This is a genomic window from Streptomyces coerulescens, from assembly GCF_042657965.1.
Lineage (GTDB): Bacteria > Actinomycetota > Actinomycetes > Streptomycetales > Streptomycetaceae > Streptomyces > Streptomyces coerulescens.
The window spans coordinates 41,271-63,103 of sequence record NZ_JBHSKM010000019.1 but is presented as its reverse complement, the minus strand read 5'-3'; the positions used below and the strand labels follow the sequence as shown (position 1 = coordinate 63,103).

At 70.8% G+C, this 21,833-nt stretch carries 20 protein-coding genes and 1 pseudogene; 8 read left to right on the top strand and 13 right to left on the bottom strand.

Annotation, left to right across the window (positions count from 1 at the left end; translation table 11 throughout):
- The first annotated feature begins 35 nt into the window (after positions 1-35).
- On the top strand, positions 36-830 hold the full coding sequence (locus ACFPQ9_RS23455; RefSeq protein WP_380856485.1) for an EI24 domain-containing protein: 795 nt from the start codon (positions 36-38) through the stop codon (positions 828-830).
- On the opposite strand, the gene ACFPQ9_RS23450 is transcribed toward ACFPQ9_RS23455, so the two are convergent.
- Together ACFPQ9_RS23450 and ACFPQ9_RS23445 are read right to left on the bottom strand one after the other, a co-directional pair.
- Entirely contained in the window at positions 820-2,079 is a 1,260-nt protein-coding gene (locus tag ACFPQ9_RS23450; RefSeq protein WP_380856482.1) for a pyroglutamyl-peptidase I, read from the bottom strand. The two genes, ACFPQ9_RS23455 and ACFPQ9_RS23450, sit on opposite strands and share 11 nt — an antisense overlap.
- A 143-nt stretch (positions 2,080-2,222) precedes the next feature.
- Positions 2,223-2,813 carry a TetR/AcrR family transcriptional regulator gene (locus tag ACFPQ9_RS23445; RefSeq protein ID WP_380856479.1) on the bottom strand — a complete coding sequence of 197 codons (591 nt, stop codon included), beginning with the start codon at positions 2,811-2,813 and terminating at the stop codon, positions 2,223-2,225.
- A gap of 102 nt (positions 2,814-2,915) precedes the next feature.
- On the opposite strand from ACFPQ9_RS23445, the gene ACFPQ9_RS23440 reads away from it, so the two are divergent.
- The gene (locus tag ACFPQ9_RS23440) at positions 2,916-5,351 is read left to right on the top strand and encodes a glycoside hydrolase family 3 protein (RefSeq protein ID WP_380856476.1); all 2,436 of its coding nucleotides are present in this window, start codon (positions 2,916-2,918) and stop codon (positions 5,349-5,351) included.
- Positions 5,352-5,431: 80 nt separating this feature from the next.
- On the opposite strand, the gene ACFPQ9_RS23435 is transcribed toward ACFPQ9_RS23440, so the two are convergent.
- Complete coding sequence (locus tag ACFPQ9_RS23435) at positions 5,432-6,409, bottom strand: aldose epimerase family protein (RefSeq protein WP_380856473.1); 978 nt, start codon at positions 6,407-6,409, stop codon at positions 5,432-5,434.
- Between the two features lie 10 nt (positions 6,410-6,419).
- Positions 6,420-7,310 (bottom strand): SGNH/GDSL hydrolase family protein, encoded by an 891-nt coding sequence (locus ACFPQ9_RS23430; RefSeq protein ID WP_380856470.1) that lies wholly within the window; start codon positions 7,308-7,310, stop codon positions 6,420-6,422.
- 255 nt (positions 7,311-7,565) lie between these two features.
- On the opposite strand from ACFPQ9_RS23430, the gene ACFPQ9_RS23425 reads away from it, so the two are divergent.
- Complete coding sequence (locus ACFPQ9_RS23425) at positions 7,566-8,060, top strand: DUF3145 domain-containing protein (RefSeq protein WP_030955030.1); 495 nt, start codon at positions 7,566-7,568, stop codon at positions 8,058-8,060.
- Between the two features lie 155 nt (positions 8,061-8,215).
- On the opposite strand, the gene fabF is transcribed toward ACFPQ9_RS23425, so the two are convergent.
- The 5 genes from fabF to fasR all read right to left on the bottom strand — a co-directional run bounded on the left by fabF (position 8,216) and on the right by fasR (position 13,146).
- A complete protein-coding gene (gene fabF / locus ACFPQ9_RS23420; protein ID WP_380856466.1) occupies positions 8,216-9,487 on the bottom strand; it encodes a beta-ketoacyl-ACP synthase II in 1,272 nt (423 codons plus the stop codon).
- A gap of 84 nt (positions 9,488-9,571) precedes the next feature.
- Positions 9,572-9,820 (bottom strand): acyl carrier protein, encoded by a 249-nt coding sequence (locus ACFPQ9_RS23415; protein ID WP_004001566.1) that lies wholly within the window; start codon positions 9,818-9,820, stop codon positions 9,572-9,574.
- Between the two features lie 102 nt (positions 9,821-9,922).
- Entirely contained in the window at positions 9,923-10,924 is a 1,002-nt protein-coding gene (locus ACFPQ9_RS23410) for a ketoacyl-ACP synthase III (RefSeq protein ID WP_380856460.1), read from the bottom strand.
- Between the two features lie 15 nt (positions 10,925-10,939).
- A complete protein-coding gene (locus ACFPQ9_RS23405) occupies positions 10,940-11,851 on the bottom strand; it encodes an ACP S-malonyltransferase (protein ID WP_380856457.1) in 912 nt (303 codons plus the stop codon).
- An 89-nt stretch (positions 11,852-11,940) separates the two neighbouring features.
- Complete coding sequence (gene fasR, locus ACFPQ9_RS23400) at positions 11,941-13,146, bottom strand: fatty acid biosynthesis transcriptional regulator FasR (RefSeq protein WP_380856454.1); 1,206 nt, start codon at positions 13,144-13,146, stop codon at positions 11,941-11,943.
- Positions 13,147-13,233: 87 nt separating this feature from the next.
- Here fasR and ACFPQ9_RS23395 point away from each other — a divergent pair, with 87 nt between their 5' ends.
- From ACFPQ9_RS23395 to ACFPQ9_RS23385, 3 genes and pseudogenes are all read left to right on the top strand, one after another.
- The gene (locus ACFPQ9_RS23395) at positions 13,234-13,887 is read left to right on the top strand and encodes a pirin family protein (RefSeq protein WP_380858618.1); all 654 of its coding nucleotides are present in this window, start codon (positions 13,234-13,236) and stop codon (positions 13,885-13,887) included.
- Positions 13,888-13,978: 91 nt separating this feature from the next.
- Positions 13,979-15,118: pseudogene (locus tag ACFPQ9_RS23390) on the top strand (MMPL family transporter); the annotation flags it as partial.
- A gap of 141 nt (positions 15,119-15,259) precedes the next feature.
- Positions 15,260-16,234, top strand: a complete 975-nt coding sequence (locus ACFPQ9_RS23385; RefSeq protein ID WP_380858615.1) for an MMPL family transporter — start codon at positions 15,260-15,262, stop codon at positions 16,232-16,234.
- A 6-nt stretch (positions 16,235-16,240) separates the two neighbouring features.
- On the opposite strand, the gene ACFPQ9_RS23380 is transcribed toward ACFPQ9_RS23385, so the two are convergent.
- A complete protein-coding gene (locus ACFPQ9_RS23380; protein ID WP_380856451.1) occupies positions 16,241-17,056 on the bottom strand; it encodes a serine hydrolase domain-containing protein in 816 nt (271 codons plus the stop codon).
- Between the two features lie 182 nt (positions 17,057-17,238).
- Here ACFPQ9_RS23380 and ACFPQ9_RS23375 point away from each other — a divergent pair, with 182 nt between their 5' ends.
- A complete protein-coding gene (locus ACFPQ9_RS23375) occupies positions 17,239-17,712 on the top strand; it encodes a MerR family transcriptional regulator (protein WP_380856448.1) in 474 nt (157 codons plus the stop codon).
- A complete protein-coding gene (locus ACFPQ9_RS23370; RefSeq protein WP_380856445.1) occupies positions 17,709-18,722 on the top strand; it encodes an aldo/keto reductase in 1,014 nt (337 codons plus the stop codon). The genes ACFPQ9_RS23375 and ACFPQ9_RS23370 overlap by 4 nt, the downstream gene beginning before the upstream one ends.
- Positions 18,723-18,912: 190 nt before the next feature.
- Here ACFPQ9_RS23370 and ACFPQ9_RS23365 read toward each other — a convergent pair whose 3' ends face one another.
- The 3 genes from ACFPQ9_RS23365 to ACFPQ9_RS23355 form a co-directional block, all read right to left on the bottom strand.
- Positions 18,913-19,773 (bottom strand): DUF4429 domain-containing protein, encoded by an 861-nt coding sequence (locus ACFPQ9_RS23365; RefSeq protein ID WP_380858612.1) that lies wholly within the window; start codon positions 19,771-19,773, stop codon positions 18,913-18,915.
- A gap of 57 nt (positions 19,774-19,830) precedes the next feature.
- On the bottom strand, positions 19,831-21,048 hold the full coding sequence (locus tag ACFPQ9_RS23360; protein WP_380856442.1) for an alpha/beta hydrolase: 1,218 nt from the start codon (positions 21,046-21,048) through the stop codon (positions 19,831-19,833).
- A 93-nt stretch (positions 21,049-21,141) separates the two neighbouring features.
- A complete protein-coding gene (locus tag ACFPQ9_RS23355; RefSeq protein WP_380856439.1) occupies positions 21,142-21,768 on the bottom strand; it encodes a TetR family transcriptional regulator in 627 nt (208 codons plus the stop codon).
- Positions 21,769-21,833: the final 65 nt, after the last annotated feature.

Below are 21,833 nucleotides of genomic sequence, written 5' to 3'. Positions count from 1 at the left end.
CTGAGGTGTGACACGCCCCGACTAGAGTGCGGTGCATGCGCGATCTCGGTGCCGGTTTCAGGTATTTCCTCAAGGGCCAGCGATGGGTGGCCCGGCACGGCAAGCAGTACGGCTTCGGACTGATCCCGGGCCTGATCACCCTGGTGCTCTACGCGGGCGCGCTCGTCGCCCTCGCGCTCTGGGGCCAGGACTTCGTGTCCTGGTCCACGCCGTTCGCCGACGACTGGTCCAGCCCCTGGCAGGGCCTGTTCCGCGGCTTCCTCACCGCCGTGCTGTTCACCCTGGGCCTGCTCCTGTCGGTCGTCACCTTCACCGCCGTGACGCTCCTGATCGGCCAGCCCTTCTACGAGAACCTCTCCGAGAAGGTCGACCGGGACGTCTCCCCGGACGGCACGGCACCCGAGTCCGGCCTGCCGCTCTGGCGCGAGCTGTGGATCTCGGGCCGCGACAGCCTGCGGATCGTGCTGCGCGCCGTCCTCTGGGGCGTGCTGCTCTTCGCCCTCGGCTTCGTCCCGGTCGTCGGGCAGACGGTCGTACCGGTGGTCGGCGTCGTGGTCACGGGCTTCTTCCTCACCGAGGAACTCACCGCCGTAGCCCTCCAGCGCCGCCGCGTCGAACTCCGCGACCGCCTCACCCTCCTGCGCTCCCGCAAGACCCTGATCTGGGGCTTCGGCACGCCCCTCGCCGCAGCCTTCCTGATCCCCTTCGTCGCGGTGTTCCTGATGCCGGGCGCGGTGGCGGGGGCGACGCTGATGGCGCGGGAGCTGCTGGGTGAGGAGACCCGGGAGGAAGCGGCGCCCGCGCCCGACCGGCAGAGCGTCAGCTGGTGACCGGGCTGCCGGCCGCCACCTTCAGGATCGTCCGTACCTGGGCGATGATGTCCAGCCGGTTCCGCACGAACTCGAGGTCGGTCACCGACCCCGTCGCCGGGTCGGTGTTGCCCGCCCCGAACTGCAGCACCGGCGTGTGCACATGCCCGCCCGGCAGCGTGTCGTGCAGCCCCAGCCGGTCCCGCAGCAGCGTCGCCCGGTAGGCGATCTCGTTGGACAGGTAGTCCCCGCCGCCCCCGGCCCGCGCGGTCGAGCCCGGCGTCGGCCCGTCCGGCCGCACGACGGCCTGTGTCCCGCCCGCCGGGATCTCGGTCACGCTGGTGTTGTCGTACACCGGGAACCGCCCGGTGTCCGCGGCGACGATCTCGGCGTACGGCAGCGTCGTGGTCGTCCACTGCGGCTGCGAGGCCGGGTCGTCGACCGGCACGGTCCCGGTGCGGGAGACGTTCTCGTTGTCCCCGAAGCCGCCCCGCCAGGCCCCGTTGGTCCGCTCGACGTCGAACCGCCCGACCCGGCCCTGGCTCACGGTCGTGAACAGGTCGGCCTGCTTCAGATACGGCCGCAGCGTCCGCTCCACCGTGCCGTCGGCGAAGTCCCGCCAGCGCACCGGGAACACGGCCGTCTCGACCCGGGCCGGCCCGTCCGGCGTCTCGATCACCGTGCCGTCGAGGGCGAGCGCGGTGGCCCCGGACGGGTTGGAGATACGGATGTCACGGTCGAGCGTGAACGGATCGAAGCCGGTGAGCAGGATCCGCCCGACCCCCTTGCCGTGCGGGAGCCGGATGTCGCTCTGCCCCCGTGAGGTCCGCTCCAGCGCGTCCAGCAGCGCGCCCCGCTGCCCGTCGCTCAGCCCGAACCCCGGCTCGAACGTCCGCACTTCGCGCGTCATCGCCAACCGCGCCCAGTACAACGGCCGGTCGTCGTCCCGGCTGAGGTCACCCCCGGCCGGCCCTCGCCCCTGCGCCCGGTCGACGGCTCTGCGCCACAGCGCCGACCCCGTCCGCTCGACGACATGGCGGGCCTGCGCGTACGAGTGCGCCGCCCCGAGGTCGCGGGCGAACCGCGCGGCCGGGGCGTCGAATCCGGAGCGGCGCAGTATCTCCTGGGGCACGGCCCTGTCGAGCCGTTGCTCCTCGACGGTCGGCGGCGCTGCTTGAGTCCCGGCGGCAGCGGTACCCGCCGTCGGGGCCGAGAGTCCGGCCAGCAGGGCCAGTCCGAGGACGCCGATCCGAACACGTATGGAATTCAAAGGACTTCCGGTCCTTCCGTCACGGTGGGGGCGCATCAAGTGCGTCGTGCGGGACGCCGGAAGTATCGCGTGACGGGAGTGGTCTACGCCATGGCGCCGGACATCTTCACTGCCGTGCACCGCCCGCGCCGGGCCGCCCACGGTCAGTCCGTCCCTTCCCGCCTCTCTCCCAGCAGGGTGAGGAAGTCCCGGAACGCGCCCGGCATGTCCACCGACTCCGGGTCCAGGAGCCACTGGTACTGCAGACCGTCCATCACGGCGACCAGCAGCGGAGCCGTACGCTCCGGGGTCAGTCCGTTCGGGAGCCGGTCGCCGTACTCGGCGCGCAGCATCTCCGCCATGTTCGCCCGGACCTGGAGATAACGCCCGGTGAAGTAGGCGCGCGCCGGATGACCCTCCGTCACGCTCTCGCCGAGCAGGGCCGAGAAGGTCTGGATGATGCCGGGCCGCATCGCGTTGTACTCCACCAGCGAGGCCAGCAGGTCCATGCGCCAGCGCGTGTTGGGCACCGCGTCCCACTGGTCCCGCTCCTGGAGCACGGCGACGAGCAGCGCGTCCTTGGTCGGGAAGTAGTGCAGCAGCCCCTGCTGGGTGAGCCCGACCCGCTCCGCGACCGCGCCCAGGCTCGCCCCCCGGTAACCGCGTTCGGCGATCACCTCCAGGGCCGCCCGCACGATCTCGGCGCGGCGCTCCTCGCTCCTGACCCTCGCGTTCATGGCGTCACCGTACGACATCGACGTACCCCGAATATTACAGCAAGATAACGAAACCTACCGGTCTACAGGTGACCGATGCAGGATGGAGGCACACCAGGCACGCGACGAGGAGGCACCGCCATGGCGGGAAGGCGCACCCAGGACGATGAAGCACGTGAGGCGGTCGTCGAGGCGGCCCTCGCCCGGCTCGACCTCGACGCGAAGGCGCGGCTGCTCTCCGGCCAGGACATGTGGACCCTGCCCGCGCTCCCCGAGATCGGCCTGAAGTCCCTCGTCATGTCCGACGGCCCGATCGGCGTCCGGGGCGTGCGCTGGACCGCCGACGACCCGTCCGTCGCGCTGCCCTCGCCCACCGCGCTCGCCGCGACCTGGGACCCGGCCCTCGCCCGCCGCGCCGGCACCCTCCTCGCCCAGGAGGCCCGCCGCAAGGGCGTGCACGTGCTCCTCGCCCCGACCGTCAACCTCCACCGCTCCCCGCTGGGCGGGCGCCACTTCGAGGCGTACAGCGAGGACCCGTATCTGACGGGGACGATCGGCGCGGGCTATGTGAACGGCGTCCAGGCCGGCGGCGTCGGCACCACCGTGAAGCACTTCGTCGCCAACGACGCCGAGACCGACCGCTTCACCGTCGACAACACCGTCAGCGAACGCGCCCTGCGCGAGCTGTACCTGGCGCCCTTCGAGATCATCGTCGAGAACGCCCACCCCTGGGGCATCATGACCGCCTACAACACGGTCAACGGCACGACGATGACCGAGCACCACCACCTCGTGAACGAGATCCTGCGCGGCGAATGGGGCTTCGACGGCTTCAACGTCTCCGACTGGACGGCCGCCCGGTCCACCACCGGCGCCATCGGGGGCGGCCTCGACGTCGCCATGCCGGGTCCGCGCACGGTGTACGGCGAGCCCCTCGCCCTTGCCGTGCGGAACGGCGAGGTCGCCGAGGCCGAAGTCGACGAAGCCGTCCGCAACGTCCTGCGGCTCGCCGCCCGCGTCGGCATCCTCGACGGCGCCGAGCCCGTGGTCACCGACCTCCCCGAGACCGTCGACGGCCGTGCCCTGGCCCGCGAGATCGCCCGCCGCTCCTTCGTCCTGGTCCGCAACGACGGCGCCCTCCCGCTGCCCCCGAACGGCACGGTCGCCCTCATCGGCGCCGCCGCCCGCGACGCCCGCGTCCTCGGCGGCGGCTCCGCCACCGTCTTCCCCGCCGCCGTCGTCTCCCCGCTCGACGGCCTCACCGCCGCACTCCCCGAGGGCTCCCTGACCTACGCCGTCGGCGCCGACCCGAACACCGAACTCGCCGTCGCCGACAAGGGCTTCGAGCTACGCGCGGTGTGCCGGGACACGGCCGGCGACGTCATCGGCACGGGCTCCGCGCCAAGCGGCCACATCCAGTGGATGGGCTCCGACCTCCCCGAGGGCGTCACCCACGAGGCCCTGCACTCCGTGGAACTGACCGGCACCTTCACCCCACGCGAGACCGGCGCGCACACCTTCGGCATCAAGGGCTTCGGCGGCTTCAAGCTCGTCATCGACGGCACCACCTACTACGACGACGTCCAGCGCCCGGCCAAGGACGACCCCTTCATCACCTTCTTCGGCGCACCCGTACCGCGCGCCCAACCCGAACTCACCGCCGGCGAACCGGTCGAGGTCTCCCTCACCCATCTCGTCGAGTTCCCCGAGGACGTCCCGATGAAGGTCGTCGGTTTCACGCTCGCCCACCAGGAGCCGCAGCGCGACCCCGACGAGCTGATCGCCGAGGCCGTCGAGGCAGCCCGCCGCGCCGACACGGCCGTCGTCGTGGTCGCCACCACCGACCGCGTCGAGTCCGAGGGCTTCGACCGCACGGACCTGAGGCTCCCCGGCCGCCAGGACGAGCTGGTGCGGGCCGTCGCCGGCGCCAACCCGAACACCGTCGTGGTCGTCAACTCCGGCTCCCCGGTGGAACTGCCCTGGCGCGCGGACGTCGCCGCCGTGCTGCTGAGCTGGTTCCCCGGCCAGGAGGGCGGCGCCGCCCTCGCGGACGTCCTCACCGGCACGCACGAGCCGGGCGGCCGGCTGCCCACCACCTGGGGATCCCTGGCCGACGCCCCGGTCACCGAGGTCGTCCCCACGTCCGGCGAGCTGCCGTACACCGAGGGCGTCTTCATCGGCTACCGCGCCTGGGAGAAGGACGGCCGGCTCCCCTCGTACCCCTTCGGGCACGGCCTCGGCTACACCGACTGGACGTACGAGTCCGCCGAGGTCAAGGGCGGCACGGTCACCGTCCGCGTCCGCAACTCCGGTGAGCGCGCCGGGCGCGAGGTCGTGCAGGTCTGTCTGGCGCCGAGCGAGCCGGACGCCGACCGGCCGGCGCGGTGGCTCGCCGGGTTCGCCGCGGTGGAGGCGGGGCCGGGGGAGCGGGGCGAGGCCGTCGTCGAACTGCCACGCAGGGCGTTCGAGGTGTGGGACGAGAAGACCAATTCGTGGACCTTTGTGAAGGGTTCGTACGAGATCCAGGTGGGGCGCTCGATCGCGGACCGCAGGCTCACGGCGACGATTAACGTCTGACCCGGGAGAAGTACCCAGGAACAGCCCCGGTCCAGGACCCTGACAACACCTGGACCGGGGCTCGTGGGTTTCGCCGCAGTTCAGCGCGCCGAGAAGCCGTACACCGTCTCCGACCGGAACACCTCGCCCGGCCGCAGCACCGTGCCCGGGAAGTCCGGCCGGTTCGGGGAGTCCGGGAAGTGCTGGGTCTCCAGCGCGATGCCGTCGCCCGGGGCGAACGGCTCGGGCAGATGGTCGGCGGTGTAGAGCTGGAGGCCGGGCTCGGTGGTCGCCACCGTCAGCGCCCGCCCGCTCGACGGGTCGTACAGCTCGGCGACCTCCTGCGCGCTCGCCGTCACGCCCTTGTCGAGCACGAAGTTGTGGTCGTACCCGGAGCCGACCTTGCGGGCCTGCCGGAAGTCGAAGCGGGTGCCCTCGACCTCGTCCAGGGCGCCGGTCGGAATGAGGTCCGCGTCGACCGGCGTGAACCGGGAGGCCGCCAGCCGCAGTTCGTGGCCGCCCGCGCCGCCGGACCCGGCCCCGGCGAGATTGAAGTAGCTGTGGTTGGTCAGGTTCACCACGGTCGGCGCGTCCGTCACCGCCTCGTACGTGATCCGCAGCGCCCCGCCGGCGTCCAGCGTGTAGGTCACCGAGACCTCCAGCCGGCCCGGGAAGCCCTCCTCGCCGTGCGGGCTGACCCGGTCGAGCCGCAGCCCGTGCTCGACCGGGGTCACGTCCCACACCCGCTTGTCGAAGCCGCGCGCGCCGCCGTGCAGGGAGTTGGGCGGGGTATTCGGCTCCAGCGCGTACGTCAGGCCGTCCAGCGGGAAACGGCCGCCCGCGATCCGGTTGGCGTACCGCCCGATGAGGGCGCCGAGATAGGGCCCCGGGTGGGTCAGATAGTCGTCGAGCCCGGCGAAGCCCAGCACCACGTCCGCCCGGTGCCCCTCCCGGTCCGGCGCCTCGAGCGACTGCACGATCCCGCCGTACGACAGCACCCGCACCCGCACACCCGCGCGCTCCAGGGTCCAGCGGTGAACCTCGGTGCCGTCGGAAAGTGTGCCGAAGTGTTCGCTCATGAGCGGAACACTAGTTCGTCACCGTCCGGTAGGCGATCTCGGCCAGCCGTGCCTGACCGTCGACACTCGGATGGAACCAGTCCCACCGGCTCAGCTGCCCGGTGCCGAACCGGAAGTCGTACACCGCGCCGTCATCGAAACGACACCGGCGGTCCTTCTCGCAGACCTCTTCCAGCACCTCGTTGTACGCCTCGACCCGCCCCTGCACCGTCGCGCGCCGCTGGTTGGACTGCGTGGTCAGGGAGTCGGGGTCGCTCAGCATCGACGGGCAGATGCCGAGCTTCCACACCTGCTTGCCCATCGGGTCCGTACGCCCCTGTTCCCACAGCCGCTTCAGGTTCGGCACGCTCGCCACGAACACCTGGGTCTTCGGCAGCGACTCCCGCAGCGTGCTCATCGCGTCCTCGAACTGGGTCCGGAAGTCGGCCACCGAGGTCATCGCGTCGACCGACGCACGGCAGGCGTCGTTCGCCCCCGCCATCACCGCCACCAACTCCGGCCTGCGGGTCGCCGCCTGGGCCATCTGCCCGGGCACGTCCGCCATCCGGGCCCCGGTCACCGCGTAGTTCCAGCTGCTGCGGGCCGCCTTCGCCTTCCCCAGCAGCCGTACCGCCAGGCTGTCGACCTGCGGGCTGCTGCCGGTCGCCCAGGAGACCTCCGGACAGTCCGAAAGCACCGAACAGGCGTCGAAGCCGGTCGTGATGGAGTCACCCACGGCCGCGATCGAGGCCGGGGAGCGGTCCCAGGCCGGCGTCGGCCTCGGCGACGGCCGCGCGCTCCTCGCCTCGGTCCCGGACGGCTCCGGAGAGTTCCCGCCCACGGCGTCACACCCGGCGACACCCACAACGGCCGCACTCACGACGGCGAGAACAGCGCGCGAGACGTGCCGCCGCTTCCGCATGCCCGGTCCATCCCCTCACTCGGCGCTGTCACCGTTTCCAACCCATGACAACGCGCGAGGGTTCCCACCCCGCTCATGCAACGGCTCACACCCGTACAAGCGTCCCCCTGGGTGAATGGCGGGCGTTTGACGGCACCTGGACGGACGGTACGTCACACTCCTTGCGCCGCCGCACGGTAGCCTCGCCATCAACGTGGTCGCCCGGCCACTATCGTCCGCCAGTTCGCAAGATGTCCGCTCTGCCCGGAGGTCCCGGTGACGACACGTGGAGTTCTGTACGTGCACTCCGCGCCGCGCGCGCTGTGCCCGCATGTCGAGTGGGCCGTCGCCGGGGTGCTCGGCACGCGCGTCAACCTCGACTGGATCCGGCAGCCCGCCGCGCCCGGCACCTGGCGCTCGGAGTTCTCCTGGCAGGCCGAGGCGGGCACGGCCTCCAAGCTGGCCTCCGCCCTGCGCGGCTGGCACCTGCTGCGCTTCGAGGTCACGGCCGAGCCCTGCCCCACCGCCGAGGGCGAGCGCTACAGCTGCACCCCCGAACTCGGCATCTTCCACGCGGTGACCGGCATCCACGGCGACATCCTCATCCCGGAGGACCGCCTGCGCGCCGCCCTGGCCCGCTCACAGCGCGACGAGACGGACCTGGAGGCCGAGATCGCCAAGCTCCTCGGCAAGCCGTGGGACGACGAACTGGAACCCTTCAGATACGCGGGCGAAGGCGCCCCGGTCCGCTGGCTGCACCAGGTCGTCTAGAGAGACCTGGCGAGCAACGCCCTTGTTCTTCAGGGGCGCGGGGAACTGCGCGATCAAGCCCCACCGGCTCGCACCGGGCCGACAACAGACAGCGAAACGGCGAGTGGCCCGCCCCCAACCCGGGGTGCGGGCCACTCGCCGTTCACGGCAAGAAATCAGACCGTCCTGAACGCCAGCACAACGTTGTGCCCACCGAACCCGAACGAGTCGTTCAGCGCGGCGATCCGCCCCTCGACGGGCAGCTTCCGCGCCTCACCGCGGACGACGTCGGCGTTCGCCTCGGCCTCCGGGTCCAGGTTCTCCACGTTGATGGTCGGCGGAGCCACCCGGTGGTACAGCGCGAGCACGGTCGCGACCGTCTCCACACCACCGGCGCCACCGAGCAGATGACCGGTCATCGACTTGGTCGCGGACACCGCGAAGTGGTCGGCGTCGTCCCCGAACACCTTCCGCAGCGCCTTCAGCTCGGCGATGTCACCGGCCGGCGTCGACGTCGCGTGCGCGTTGACGTGCACGATCTCCGCCGGGTCCAGGTCATTGCGGTCCAGCAGGTTCTGCAGGGCGTGGCTGATGCCACGGCCTTCCGGCTCCGGCTGCACGATGTCGTGCGCGTCGGCGGAGATGCCCTGCCCGACCGCCTCGGCGTACACCCGGGCCCCGCGCTTCGCGGCGTGCTCGGCGGACTCCAGGACGATCACACCGGCGCCCTCACCGAGGACGAAGCCGTCGCGGGCGACGTCGTAGGGACGCGACGCGCCCTGCGGGTCGTCGTTGTTCTTGGACATCGCCATCATGTTGCCGAACGCGGCGATCGGCAGCGGGTGGATGGCCGCCTCCGTGCCACCCGCGACGACGACGTCGGCGCGGCCGGTGCGGATCATCTCGATGGCGTAGCCGATGGCCTCGGCGCCCGAGGCGCACGCGGATACCGGCGTGTGCACGCCCGCACGGGCGCCCACGAGCAGGCCCACGTTGGCCGAGGGGCTGTTCGGCATCAGCATGGGCACGGTGTGCGGGGAGACGCGGCGAACGCCCTTCTCCTTGAGCACGTCGTACTGGTCGAGCAGGGTCGTCACGCCACCGATGCCGGAGGCGATGACCGCGCCGAGGCGGTCCGGGTCGACGTTCCGGTCCTCGCCGGCCTTGGCCTCGAAGCCCGCGTCGGCCCACGCCTCCTTGGCCGCGACCAGCGCGAACTGCGCCGAGCGGTCCAGCCGGCGGGCCTGCGGCCGCGGGATGACCTCGGTCGGCTCCACGGCTACGGGCGCGGCGATACGGACCGCCTGGTCGGCGGCCCACTCCTGCTCCAGGGGCTTGACGCCGGACTTGCCGGCGATCAGGCCCTCCCAGGTAGAGGCTGCGTCGCCACCCAGCGGTGTGGTTGCGCCGATACCGGTGACGACCACGGTGCGATTGGTCGGGCTCACGGGAATTCTTTCTCCAACGGATACGAGGATTCAGCGGCGCCACCGCCGGGTGGCGGGGCAGGCAGCCCCAGGGGGATCGGAGGATCAGCCCTGGTGCTTGAGGATGTAGTCGGTCGCGTCGCCCACGGTCTTGAGGTTCTTGACGTCCTCGTCGGGGATCTTGACGTCGAAGCGCTCTTCGGCGGCGACGACGACCTCGACCATGGACAGCGAGTCGACGTCCAGGTCGTCGGTGAAGGACTTGTCCAGCTGGACGTCCTCAACCGGGATGCCGGCGATCTCGTTCACGATGTCGGCGAGACCGGCGACGATCTCTTCCTGAGTGGCGGCCATGTCGGCGCTCCTTCGTAGATATCTCAGAGGGTTTGGCGCCCGCCGCGGCAGCGGCAGGTGGTGCGTTTCCCGTGCCGGCTCACATGATCCGGCACGGAGTGCCTAGGGGAGAGTAACGACCGTCGCGGCGTACACGAGACCCGCCCCGAATCCGATGACGAGCGCGGTGTCGCCGCTCTTCGCCTCGCCGGTCGCCAGGAGCCGCTCCATCGCGAGCGGGATCGAGGCGGCCGAGGTGTTGCCGGTGGTGCGCACGTCGCGGGCGACCGTGACGTGTTCCGGCAGCTTGAGTGTCTTCACCATCGAGTCGATGATCCGCTCGTTGGCCTGGTGCGGAATGAAGACGTCCAGTTCGTCCGGGGTGATCCCGGCCGCGTCCAGCGCCTGCTGGGCGACCTTCGCCATCTCGAACACGGCCCAGCGGAAGACCGCCTGGCCCTCCTGGGTGATCGCGGGGAACTTCTCGACCGAGCCCTCGCGGTAGTCCGTCCACGCCACGGTCTGCTTGATCGTCTCGGACTTGTCGCCCTCGGAGCCCCAGACGGTCGGGCCGATGGCGGGCTCCTTGGCGGGGCCCACGACGACCGCCCCGGCGCCGTCACCGAACAGGAAGGCCGTCGCGCGGTCCTCCAGGTCGGTCAGGTCGGACAGTCGCTCGACGCCGATCACGAGGACGTACTCCGCGGAACCCTCGACGATCATGCCCTTGGCGAGGGTGAGGCCGTAGCCGAAGCCCGCGCAGCCGGCCGAGATGTCGAAGGCGGCGGCCTTGTTCGTGCCGAGCTTGTCGGCGATCTCGGTGGCCACGGCCGGGGTCTGCTTGAAGTGCGACACGGTCGAGACGATCACGCCGCCGATCTGCTCGGCGGAGATCCCGGCGTCGGCGATGGCCTTGCCGGACGCCTCGATCGACATCGCGGCGACGGTCTCCTCGTCGTTCGCCCAGTGCCGCGTCTCGATGCCCGAGCGCGAACGGATCCACTCGTCGGACGAGTCGATCTTCTCCAGGATCACCTCGTTGGGCACCACACGCGTGGGGCGGTAACCGCCCACGCCCAGGATGCGCGCGTACGGGTGGCCCTTGCTGGGCTTCAGCTTCGCCATGCTCCGGGCTCCTTGTCAGGCGTGCTCTGCGATGAGCTCGCGAGCAGCGTCCAGGTCGTCGGGGGTCTTGAGAGCCAGGGTCTTCACACCCGGCAGCGCGCGCTTGGCCAGACCGGTCAGCGTGCCGCCCGGGCACGCCTCGATCAGGGCCGTGACGCCGAGCTCCTTGAAGGTCTCCATGCACAGGTCCCAGCGGACCGGGTTGGCGACCTGCCCGACGAGCCGCTCCAGCACCTCGGCGCCGCCGGCCACCGTCCTGCCGTCCTTGTTGGAGACGTAGGTGACCTTCGGGTCGGCCGGGCTGAGCTCCTTGGCGGCCTCGGCCAGCGCGTCGACCGCGGGGCCCATGTGATGCGTGTGGAACGCGCCGGCGACCTTCAGCGCGACGACCTTGCGTACGCCCTCGGGCTTGTCCTCGTTGAGCGCGGCGAGCTGCTCCATGGTGCCCGCGGCCACGATCTGGCCGGCGCCGTTCATGTTCGCAGGGGTCAGACCCAGCTTCTCCAGGTGCGCGACGCTCACCTCGGGGTCGCCGCCGAGCAGCGCCGACATGCCGGTCTCGGTGATCGCGGCGGCCTCGGCCATCGCCAGACCCCGCTTGCGCACGAGGGTCAGAGCGGCGGTGTCGTCGAGGACGCCCGCGTAGGCGGCGGCGGTGATCTCACCGACGCTGTGGCCGGCGACGGCACCGGGGGCAATGTCACCGAGTGCCGCGGCGGACAGGAGGCCGGCCGCGACCAGCAGCGGCTGCGCCACGGCGGTGTCCCGGATGGCGTCGGCGTCGGCCTGCGTCCCGTAGTGGGCGAGGTCCAGTCCGATGGCGTCCGACCAGGCACCGAGGCGGTCGGCGGCACCGGGCAGTTCGAGCCAGGGGGTCAGGAAGCCGGGCGTCTGGGCGCCCTGGCCGGGAGCGACGAGTACGAGCACTCTCACACTCTCTCTTGGGGACGGGCAGCGCCGCCCGTGGGGACAAGGACGAAGAACACGAGGGGGTTTTGTGGGGCCCCGACAAAAGCCTAGAGCTGAAGATCGCCGTCGACCAGACGCCCCAGGATCAGCGCGATCCGCAAAGTGAACGCGGAGCGTACATCGGACGGCGACCAGCCGGTGACGTCAGTCACACGTCGAAGCCGGTAGCGCACGGTGTTGGGATGCACGAACAGCATCCGCGCCGCACCCTCCAGACTGCTCGCCTGTTCGAGATAGACGGAGAGCGTCTCCAGCAGAGCGGACCCGGCCTCCTCCAGCGGTCTGTAGATCTCCTCCACCAACTGCTCGCGCGCACTCGGATCGCCCGCGATGGCACGCTCCGGCAGCAGATCGTCGGCGAGCACCGGCCGGGGGGCGTCCTGCCAGGCGGAACACGCCTTCAGCCCGGCCGCCGCGGCCTGCGCGGACCGCGTCGCGGCCAGCAGATCCGGTACGACGGGGCCCGCGACCACGGGACCGGCGGCATACGGCCCGATCAGCGACTTGGCGACCGCGAGCGGATTGTCGCTGCCGCCCGCGATCACGACCAGCCGGTCCCCGAGCACCCCGGTCAGCACCTGGAGCTTCGCGTGCCGGGCGGCCCGCCGGATGGCCTCCACGGTCAGCTCGCTGTCCCCGTCGGGCGCCGTCCCGAGCACCACGCACACATGGTCAGGAGAGTTCCAGCCGAGCGCCGCGGCCCGTGACACGGCCCCCTCGTCGGCCTCGCCGCTGAGGACGGCGTTGACGACGAGCGACTCCAGACGCGCGTCCCAGGCACCGCGTGCCTCGGCGGCCTGGGCGTAGACCTGCGCGGTGGCGAACGCGATCTCCCGGGCGTAGACCAGCAGTGCCTCGCGCAGCACGCTCTCGTCGCCGGGCGCGGCGACCTCGTCGATCGCCGACTCCATGACCTCGATGGTGGTGCGCACCATCTCCACGGTCTGGCGGAGGGTAATGGCGCGGGTCAGCTCGCGGGGCGCTGTTCCGAAGACGTCGGTGGAGATGGCCTGGGGCGCGTCGGGATGCCGGAACCACTCGGTGAAGGCGGCGATACCGGCCTGGGCGACGAGACCGATCCAGGAACGGTTCTCCGGGGGCATCGCCCGGTACCACGGCAGTGTCTCGTCCATCCGCGCGATGGCCTGCGCGGCGAGGGAACCGGAGGATTTCTCCAGCCGCTTCAGGGTCGCCGAGTGGGCATGGACGTCGTGCGCGGCGGCGGGGGACTTACGGGCTTCGGGTTCGGGCACGGGGACAAGACTGCCTTATCCGGACGCGAGTGCGTGCCGGAGGGTCGCGGCTGAGGCCCCCGCGGTGCGGCTACCGTGGTCCCCGTGATGGATGTACGGCGCGCCGCGGAGCGCTATCCGGGAGGGGATCCGGCCTCGGGCATCGAGTCACGCCACGCCTTCTCCTTCGGCCCGCACTACGACCCCGACAACCTCCGCTTCGGCGTGCTGATCGCCTGCAACGAGGAGCGGCTCGCGCCCGGCGCCGGCTTCGACGAGCACCCGCACAGCCACACCGAGATCGTGACCTGGGTCGTCGAGGGGGAGCTCACCCACCGCGACTCCACCGGTCATGAGACCCGGGTCGGCCCCGGGGACGTCCAGCGGCTGAGCTCGGCGGGCGGCGTGCGGCACGTCGAGCGCAACGACGCCGATACGCCCCTGACCTTCCTCCAGACCTGGCTGGCCCCGCTCACGCCGGGCGGCGAACCGGCGTACGAGATCGTCCACGGCATCGCCGACTCCACGCCGTACGCCGTCCCGGAGGCGGGCGCCCTGCTGCATGTACGCCGGCTGGGCGCGGGGGAGCGGACGGCCGTGCCGGACGGGGCGTACCTGTATGTGCATGTGGTGCGCGGTGCGGTGCGCCTGGACGGCGAGGAGCTGGGCGCGGGGGACGCGGCGCGGATCACGGATGCCAAGGACGTGGAGGCCGTCGGGGTGAGCGCGGCGGAGCTGCTGATGTGGGAGATGGCCGGGTAGCGGGTGTGACGGGTGAGGTTCGAGATGCCCAAGTGGTCGGGGCAGCGTCAAATGGAGGTCTGAACCCGCCCGGCAGAGAAGAGCCGAGCCCATGGCAAGACGCGAGACCGAGGGGGGACGGGGCGACGCCCCGAAGAAAGGGGGGCTGCGACGGCTCGGTGAGTGGTGTGCCCACCACTTCGTGATCGTGATCGTCGCCTGGGTCGTGGCGCTCGGTGTGCTCCAGGCTCTCAACCACATCCATGGCGGGGAGTACTCGGACAACTTCGCCCTGTCCGACGTGCAGTCCGAGAAGGGCCTCGACGTCCTCAAGGCACACGATCCGCAGGCCGGGGGCTACAGCAGCCAGATCGTCATGCACGACGCGGACAAGCCCCTGACCTCGTTCGGCTCACAGATGTCGACCACCGTCTCCGACCTTCAGAAGCTGCCGCACGTGCTGAGTGTGCAGAACCCGCTGGAGGCCACCTCCTCGAAGGTCGGGCCGCTGTCCTCGGACGGCAAGACCGGCTACATCACCATCCGCTTCGACGAGCAGCCCTCCCTGCTCGGCGACAGCTATCTGAACGGCGTCGACAAAGCCGTGGAGCCGCTCAGACAGGCCGGCGTGGACGTCGAGTACGGCGGATCGCTGGGCGAGCTGGAGCGGCCCGCCGGCAACGACCGGATCAGCGAGGCGATCGGGTTCGGCGTCGCCATCGTCGTCCTGCTGATCGGCTTCGGCAGTGTGATCGCCGCCTTCCTGCCGCTGATCTCCGCCCTGATCGCCGTGGTCGGCGGACTGGCCTGCCTCGGGCTGCTCGCCATCGCGTTCACCTTCGCCACGGTCTCGCCCACCCTGGCCACGATGATCGGCCTCGGCGTCGGCATCGACTACGCCCTCTTCCTGCTCACCCGGCACCGGCAGAACCTCATGGACGGCTCCGACCCCGTGCGGGCCGCCGGTCACGCCGCCGCCACCTCGGGACGCGCGGTCCTGGTCTCCGGCACCACGGTGATCGTCGCCCTGATGGGCCTGTGGGTGTCCGGCGTGAGCTTCATCGGCCTGCTCGGCGTCGCCGCGGCCGTCACGGTCGTCTCCGCCGTCCTGGGCGCGCTGACCCTGGTCCCGGCGCTGCTGGGGCTGGTCGGCCGCAACGTCGACCGCTGGCACGTGCGCAGGCCCATCGCCGAGACCGAGGCCGGGGGCGACACCTCCCAGGGCACCTGGCACCGCTATGCCAAGCGCGTGGAGCACCATCCCTGGCGGTATCTGTCCGCCGGCGTGGTCACCGTCGTGGTGCTGGCCATCCCGGTCTTCTCGATCCAGCTGGGGCACATCGGCGACGGCGCCGACCCCACGTCCTTCACCGACCGGCGCGCCTTCGACCTGATGACGGACGCCTTCGGCGCGGGCTCCAACGGGCCGCTCACCGTCGTCGTGGACCAGACGAACGTACCGGAATCGCAGCGCTCGGACCTGGCCTCGAAGACCCAGCAGGCACTGAACGACGCGTCCGGGACCTCCTTCGTCAGCCCGCTGCAGCCGACGCAGGACGGCGACGTCCTGGTCGGCACGGTGTACTCGTCGGTGTCCCCGCAGAACAAGGACACCACCGACCTCGTCAACCGCCTCTACGACCACACGCTCCCCGACGCGGCCTCCGGCACCGACGCCAAGGGCTACGTCACCGGGACCACGGCCGCCCAGGTCGACTTCCGCAACATCGTCGCCGAGCGGCTGCCGCTGATCATCCTCGTCGTGGTGGGCCTGGCCTTCCTGATCGTCCTCGCGGTCTTCCGCGGCCTGCTGGTCGCGGTGAAGGCGGCCGTCCTCAACGTCCTGTCGATCGCGGCCTCGTACGGCGTGGTGGTCGCCGTCTTCCAGTGGGGCTGGGGCGGGCCCGCGCTGGGCGTGCACGGCAAGGTGCCCATCGAGAGCTATGTGCCGATGATGATGTTCGCCATCATCTTCGGCTTGAGCATGGACTACGAGATCTTCCTGCTCTCACGGGTGCACGAGGCGTGGCTGCGCACCGGGAACGCCGAGGACTCGGTCGCCCACGCGCTGGAGATCACCGCCCGGGTGATCACCTGCGCGGCGCTGATCATGGTGAGCGTCTTCGCGGCCTTCATCATCAGTGACAACATCGTCGTCAAGATGCTGGGCCTGGGACTCGCCGTCAGTGTGCTCATCGACGCCACGGTGGTCCGGCTGCTCATGGTGCCCGCCGTGATGACGCTGCTGGGCAAGCACGCCTGGTGGACGCCCCGCTGGCTGGACAGGATCCTGCCGCACATCGACACCGAGGGCGCCGGCGAGAAACTCGGCGCGCTGCCGGAGCCCGGGTCGCCCCGGGACAAGTGACCGGGCCTACAGCCCGGCCAGCACCGCGTCCGTGAACGCCGGCCACACCTCGACCGCCCACGGCCCGAACGCCCGGTCCGTCAGCGCGACGCAGGCCGCGCCCGCCTCGGGGTCGATCCACAGGAAGGTCCCCGACTGCCCGAAGTGCCCGAAGGTGCGCGGCGAGGACGAGGCGCCCGTCCAGTGCGGGGCCTTGCCGTCGCGGATCTCGAAGCCGAGGCCCCAGTCGTTGGGGTTCTGGTGCCCGTACCCCGGCAGGACGCCCTTGGTCCCCGGGTACTGCACGGTCATCGCCTCGGCGACGGTGCGCGGGTCCAGCAGCCGGGGCGCCTGCACCTCCGCCGCGAACCGCAGCAGGTCCTCGACACTCGACACGCCGTCCTTGGCCGGGGAGCCCTCCAGCGAGGTGGCCGTCATGCCCAGCGGCTCAAGGACCGCCTGCCGCAGATACTCCGCGAACAGAATGTCCGTCGCCTTCGCGACATGGTCCCCGAGCTGCTCGAACCCCGCGTTGGAGTACAGCCGGCGCTCCCCGGGCGGAGCCGTCACCCGGTGCTCGTCGAAGGCCAGCCCCGAGGTGTGCGCGAGCAGATGCCGCACCGTCGACCCCTCGGGTCCGGCCGGCTCGTCGAGCTCGACCGCGCCCTCCTCGTAGGCGACGAGCACCGCATAGGCGGCCAGCGGCTTGGTGACGGAGGCGAGCGGGAAGCGGTGCGCGACCGGCCCATGGGTGCCCAGTACGGTGCCGTCCGCCCGTACGACACCCGCCGCCGCGGTGGGCACGGGCCAGTTCTCGATCAGTGCGAGGCTGCTCAAAGACATGCGCTGAGCCTATGCGGCTCTCAGATATGGCCGCATCGAGGGCAACGCCCCCAGGGGCGCGGGGAACTGCGCGACCAGCCCCCACGGCGCGGCAGCCCAACCGACACCCTGACCGGGCACTTCCGGTTTTCTTACCGTTCCGGCTTGCTTGGAGCGCACTCCAAGGTCATAGCGTTGAGGTCATGACGGTGATGGAGACCACGAGTACCAGGACCGACAGCTGCGCCGCCCCGCCGCACCCCCACCGGCGCCCGGCAGGCCAGGACAGCTACACGATCAGCGAGGTCGTCGCCTTCACCGGTCTGACGGCCCACACCCTGCGCTGGTACGAGCGGATCGGTCTGATGCCGCACGTCGACCGCTCCCACACGGGCCAGCGCCGCTACAGCAACCGGGACCTGGACTGGCTCGACCTCGTCGGCAAGCTGCGGCTGACCGGCATGCCCGTCGCCGACATGGTCCGGTACGCCGAGCTGGTGCGCGAGGGCGACCACACCTTCGGTGAGCGCTTCGAACTCCTTGAGACGACCCGGCGTGATGTCCTCGCCCGGATCGCCGAGCTCCAGGACACGCTCGCCGTGCTCGACCGGAAGATCAGTTTCTACGCGGACGCCGGGCGTCTGTACGAGCAGGAGAAGACGGAGAAGGCTGGATGACCGACAGCAGGATCGCGACGGCACGACTGGGCGCAACCGGACCCGAGGTCGGTGTCCAGGGCCTCGGCTGCATGGGCATGAGTTTCGCGTACGGCCCCTCGGACGCGGACGAGTCCAGGGCGACCCTGGAGCGGGCCCTGGAGCTGGGCGTCACGCTGTACGACACGGCGGACGCGTACGGGGCGGGCGAGAACGAGACGTTCCTCTCCCCGTTCTTCCGGGCCCACCGCGACGAGCTGGTGATCGCCACGAAGTTCGGTCTGGCGATCCACCCGGACGACCCGACCAAGCGGATCATCCGCAACGACGCGCCCTACATACGCCAGTGCGTCGAGGCGAGCCTGAAGCGCCTGGACGTCGAGGCGATCGACCTCTACTACATGCACCGCCGCGATGTGAGCGTCCCCCTGGAGGAGACCGTCTCCCTCATGGCGGACCTGGTCCGCGAGGGCAAGGTCAAGCACCTGGGCCTCAGCGAGGTGACGGCGGCCGAGCTGCGCACCGCGCACGCCGTGCACCCGATCGCCGCCGTGCAGTCCGAGTGGTCGCTGTTCAGCCGTGACATCGAGGCCAAGGTGGTGCCGGCCGCCCGTGAACTGGGCGTGGCCCTGGTGCCGTACTCCCCGCTGGGCCGCGGCTTCCTCACGGGCTCCTTCGCCAAGGCCGAGGACCTCACGGCCGGCGACTTCCGCCGCCAGCAGCCCCGCTACACCGGCGAGAACGCCGCGGTCAACGCCGCCCTCCTGGCCCCGATCCGCACGGTCGCCGAGGCCCACGGAGCCACGCCGGGCCAGATCGCCCTGGCCTGGGTCCAGCAACGCGCCGCGGTCCACAACCTCCCGATCATCCCGATCCCGGGCACCCGCAAGCCGTCCCGCGTCGAGGAGAACACGGCTGCGACCCGGATCGTCCTGACCGAGGAGGAACTGGCGCTGCTGGAGCCGCTCGCATCAAAGGTGGCCGGAGACAGGTACGCAGACATGCGCTTCGCTTCGGCCGGCCGAGAGTAGGAAGACCCGCCGGGGCGGAGAGGCGCGGCCTTCCGAGGCAGGGAGACGCGGCGCTCAGAGGCGCCGGGATCTGCAACTCCCCAAGGGGCGCGGGGCTGTATCGATATGCGGCTCCGCCGCGTGGGCGTGACCAGCCCCCACCGACCCGCAGCCGCCGACACACCGCACATACCCCGGCAGACGCGGAGCGCTAAAGCTCCGCCAACAACTCCGCCTTCTTGGACGAGAACTCCTCGTCCGTCACGAGCCCCGCTTCATGCAGCTCGCCCAGATGCCGGATCCGCTCCGCGATGTCGGCCGGATCGCGCCTCGGCGCACTGGCCGGCACCGCGGCGACCGGCCCACTCCTGCGGACCGCCGAGAGAACCGCCGCCGCAAACGGCAACGACTCGTGCACCGGCCCGTATCCGAGCCCGAACACGACGGCCGCCGGATCCTGATCCGCCTGCGCGGGCTGCGCGTCCGCCGAGTCCCGCCGCAGCAGCCGTAGATGTCCCTCGAACACCTCCGGCGACCGCCACTCCACGCCACTCAGCTCGGCCACGGGGAAACGCTGATCGCCGGCCTTCCACTTCGCCGAGGACGCACCCGTCCAAAACCACCTGAAACGGACCATACTGCCGTCAAAGTATGCTTTCGCGTCATACGCCTTGAAATGCATCGGCGCATCCGGCGCCCCCACGAGGAACTCCTCGGCCGGCCCGGACTCCGTCAGCTGCGCCCGCAGTTCGTCGCCGTAGTACTCCGCCAGAGTCTCCCGCTCCGCCGGCAGCACCAGCCGGTACGGATCGCCGCTCTCCTTCAACTGCCCGGCCGCCGCCTCCAGCAGCGGATCCGCGCCAGGCCTGGGCTCGATGCGCAGCGCCACGGTCCCGCGTCGGCCCGGCGTGAGCGTCACACCGGCGATCGCCGCAAAGGGAACACGACGCTCACCCAGCGCCTGAAAGAGCTTAGGTGTTCGAATCCCCCGTTCGTAACGGATGAGCACGGAGTCGGACTCGAACTCCCAGGCGGCATGAAATCCGGCCAGTACGTCACCCATGCGGCTCATCGTATGCGGCACGTGCTCCTCCGTCGCCACCCCGCGCACACCGCAATTCCTGCGCCTCTACGCGCGTCCGGCCGGTGCCGTGTCGGACAAACCCGCCCGACAGGCCTCGGCATCCTGCGCGCAGCGCACCGCGTGGTACGCGCCAACCCCGATCTCGGCGAAGTTCGCCACACTCTCCGTACCCGGCTCGAAATAGCCGCCGTGGCCCTTCGCGTCCCACGCCGACAGCACCCGGGCGCCGAACGCCGAGGACACCGGGTCCTCGCCGTGTCCCAGCCCGCCGACCTCCAGATACGGCACGTCCTGCACCCAGTCGTCCGCGTCCCGCATCGCCCACACATTCGCGGACGTACCCAGCTGGGAGGCCTTCGCGACCCGCATCCCGGGGCTGCCCGCCACCGCTATGTCGGCCACCCGCCGCGGCAGCTCGGGTGCGGCGAGGCCGCACAGCACCGAGCCGTAGCTGTGGCAGAAAAGGGAGACGGGCGAGCTGCCGGGCAGTCCCCGCAGCAGCGCGTTGAGACGTACGGCACCCGACTGGGCCCGCATCGCCGTGGCCGAGTCGATGCCGAGCCCGTTCGGCGCGGTGTAGTCGGCCCAGGCGATCACGGCGGTGCGCGTGGTCGGACCGGCCTCGCGCTCGGCCGCGTACAGCGACTCGGCCATGCCGACCGGTGCCGTGTACTTGCGGTTGGTGCGCTGGAAGGTGAGCAGGTCGGTGTCGACACCGGGGACGACGACCGAGATCCGCTCGGCCCTGGTCAGATCTCCGAACACCTCGGCGGCGCGCCCGGAGCCGTCCGGGTCGAAGGCGAGGATGTGCCGGTCCGGGTGCATCATCGCCTCGAAGCGGTGCATACGGCGGCCCGCCTCGCGCTGCCCTTCGGGCGTGAGCCCTTTGTCGTGCATGCGTTTGCGCTCGACCTTGCGGGCGTCGTCGAGTGCGACGCGGTTCGCGCGGTAACGCAGTTCGACCGGCGCGCCGTTCATGTTGCCCACCGCGAGCGAATAGCGGTCGACGAGGGTCGTGCGCTGCGCGTCGGTGAGCGAGGCGAAGAACCGGGCGAGCCGCGTGGGGGAGGAGTCCGCGGCCGGCAGCCGATGCCCGGCGATACTGCCGTGCTCCCAGGCACTGAGCGAGGCCTGGAGCGGAGCGGTGCTGCGATGGTGGCGCAGAGCGGTCCAACCGGTGGTCGCCAGCATCACGAACACCACGGCCAGCGCGAGAAGAGCGCGCCAGACGTTCAGTTGCGGGGAGGTATCGAAGGAAGTCACTGGGAGGACACACTAGGAGAACGGGAGGGTCTCGCGTTAACCAAGTGACAGGTATCACGTTTCGATCACAGCGCTGCGAACACGCCCATGACCTCAGCGTGTTCGCCAGCTGTCGCTGAGTGCGGGGCCCACCTGCTCGAGATACGAGACGGTCAGTGCCCGCATCGCGTCGAGGCTGAAGTCCTCTCCCGTGCTCCACTGACGCTCGGTCAGCCGCATGACCCCGCCGAACACGGCCACCGTCAGGCGCGGCCGCGGATCCGTTTCGAGGTCGACACCCTCGCGCTCGGCGAGGATGACGGCGATGGCCTCCTCGACCTCGACGGACTTGCGCAGATGGGCGGCGAGCAGCACAGGTGTCGACTCGACGACCTGGTACATGCGCAGATACAGCTCCACCGGCGCGACGGCCTCGATCACGTCGTTCAGCGTGTCCCAGCCCTCCAGGACCGCCTGCCGCAGCGCCTCCATGGGCGGCTCGTGGAGCGGGCGGGCGCGCACCGCGTCCAGGAAGTGCGCCACCGTCATGTCCTGGAGCGCGAGTGCGGCCTCCTCCTTGCCGGCGAAGTAGCGGAAGAAGGTGCGCTGCGACACGTCGACGGCCGCGGCGATGTCGTCGACGGTCGTGTGCTCGTAGCCCTGGCTGGTGAAGAGCTCCAGCGCGGTACGCAGCAGCGCGTCCCGGGTGCGCTGCTTCTTGCGTTCGCGCAGTGTTTCCATAGGTGTCAGTTACCGACTTGTGAATTGGTTTGTCAATTGTCAGCGGCTGTCATTAACCTCGAACA

Coding starts and splice junctions, on each gene's coding strand:
- ACFPQ9_RS23455 (WP_380856485.1), top strand. CDS start 36: ATGCGCGATCTCGGTGCCGGTTTCAGGTATTTCCTCAAGGGCCAGCGA.
- ACFPQ9_RS23445 (WP_380856479.1), bottom strand. CDS start 2,813: ATGTCGTACGGTGACGCCATGAACGCGAGGGTCAGGAGCGAGGAGCGC.
- ACFPQ9_RS23440 (WP_380856476.1), top strand. CDS start 2,916: ATGGCGGGAAGGCGCACCCAGGACGATGAAGCACGTGAGGCGGTCGTC.
- ACFPQ9_RS23435 (WP_380856473.1), bottom strand. CDS start 6,409: ATGAGCGAACACTTCGGCACACTTTCCGACGGCACCGAGGTTCACCGC.
- ACFPQ9_RS23430 (WP_380856470.1), bottom strand. CDS start 7,310: ATGCGGAAGCGGCGGCACGTCTCGCGCGCTGTTCTCGCCGTCGTGAGT.
- ACFPQ9_RS23415 (WP_004001566.1), bottom strand. CDS start 9,820: ATGGCCGCCACTCAGGAAGAGATCGTCGCCGGTCTCGCCGACATCGTG.
- ACFPQ9_RS23410 (WP_380856460.1), bottom strand. CDS start 10,924: ATGGCGAAGCTGAAGCCCAGCAAGGGCCACCCGTACGCGCGCATCCTG.
- ACFPQ9_RS23395 (WP_380858618.1), top strand. CDS start 13,234: ATGGATGTACGGCGCGCCGCGGAGCGCTATCCGGGAGGGGATCCGGCC.
- ACFPQ9_RS23385 (WP_380858615.1), top strand. CDS start 15,260: ATGACGGACGCCTTCGGCGCGGGCTCCAACGGGCCGCTCACCGTCGTC.
- ACFPQ9_RS23380 (WP_380856451.1), bottom strand. CDS start 17,056: ATGTCTTTGAGCAGCCTCGCACTGATCGAGAACTGGCCCGTGCCCACC.
- ACFPQ9_RS23375 (WP_380856448.1), top strand. CDS start 17,239: ATGACGGTGATGGAGACCACGAGTACCAGGACCGACAGCTGCGCCGCC.
- ACFPQ9_RS23370 (WP_380856445.1), top strand. CDS start 17,709: ATGACCGACAGCAGGATCGCGACGGCACGACTGGGCGCAACCGGACCC.
- ACFPQ9_RS23365 (WP_380858612.1), bottom strand. CDS start 19,773: ATGAGCCGCATGGGTGACGTACTGGCCGGATTTCATGCCGCCTGGGAG.
- ACFPQ9_RS23355 (WP_380856439.1), bottom strand. CDS start 21,768: ATGGAAACACTGCGCGAACGCAAGAAGCAGCGCACCCGGGACGCGCTG.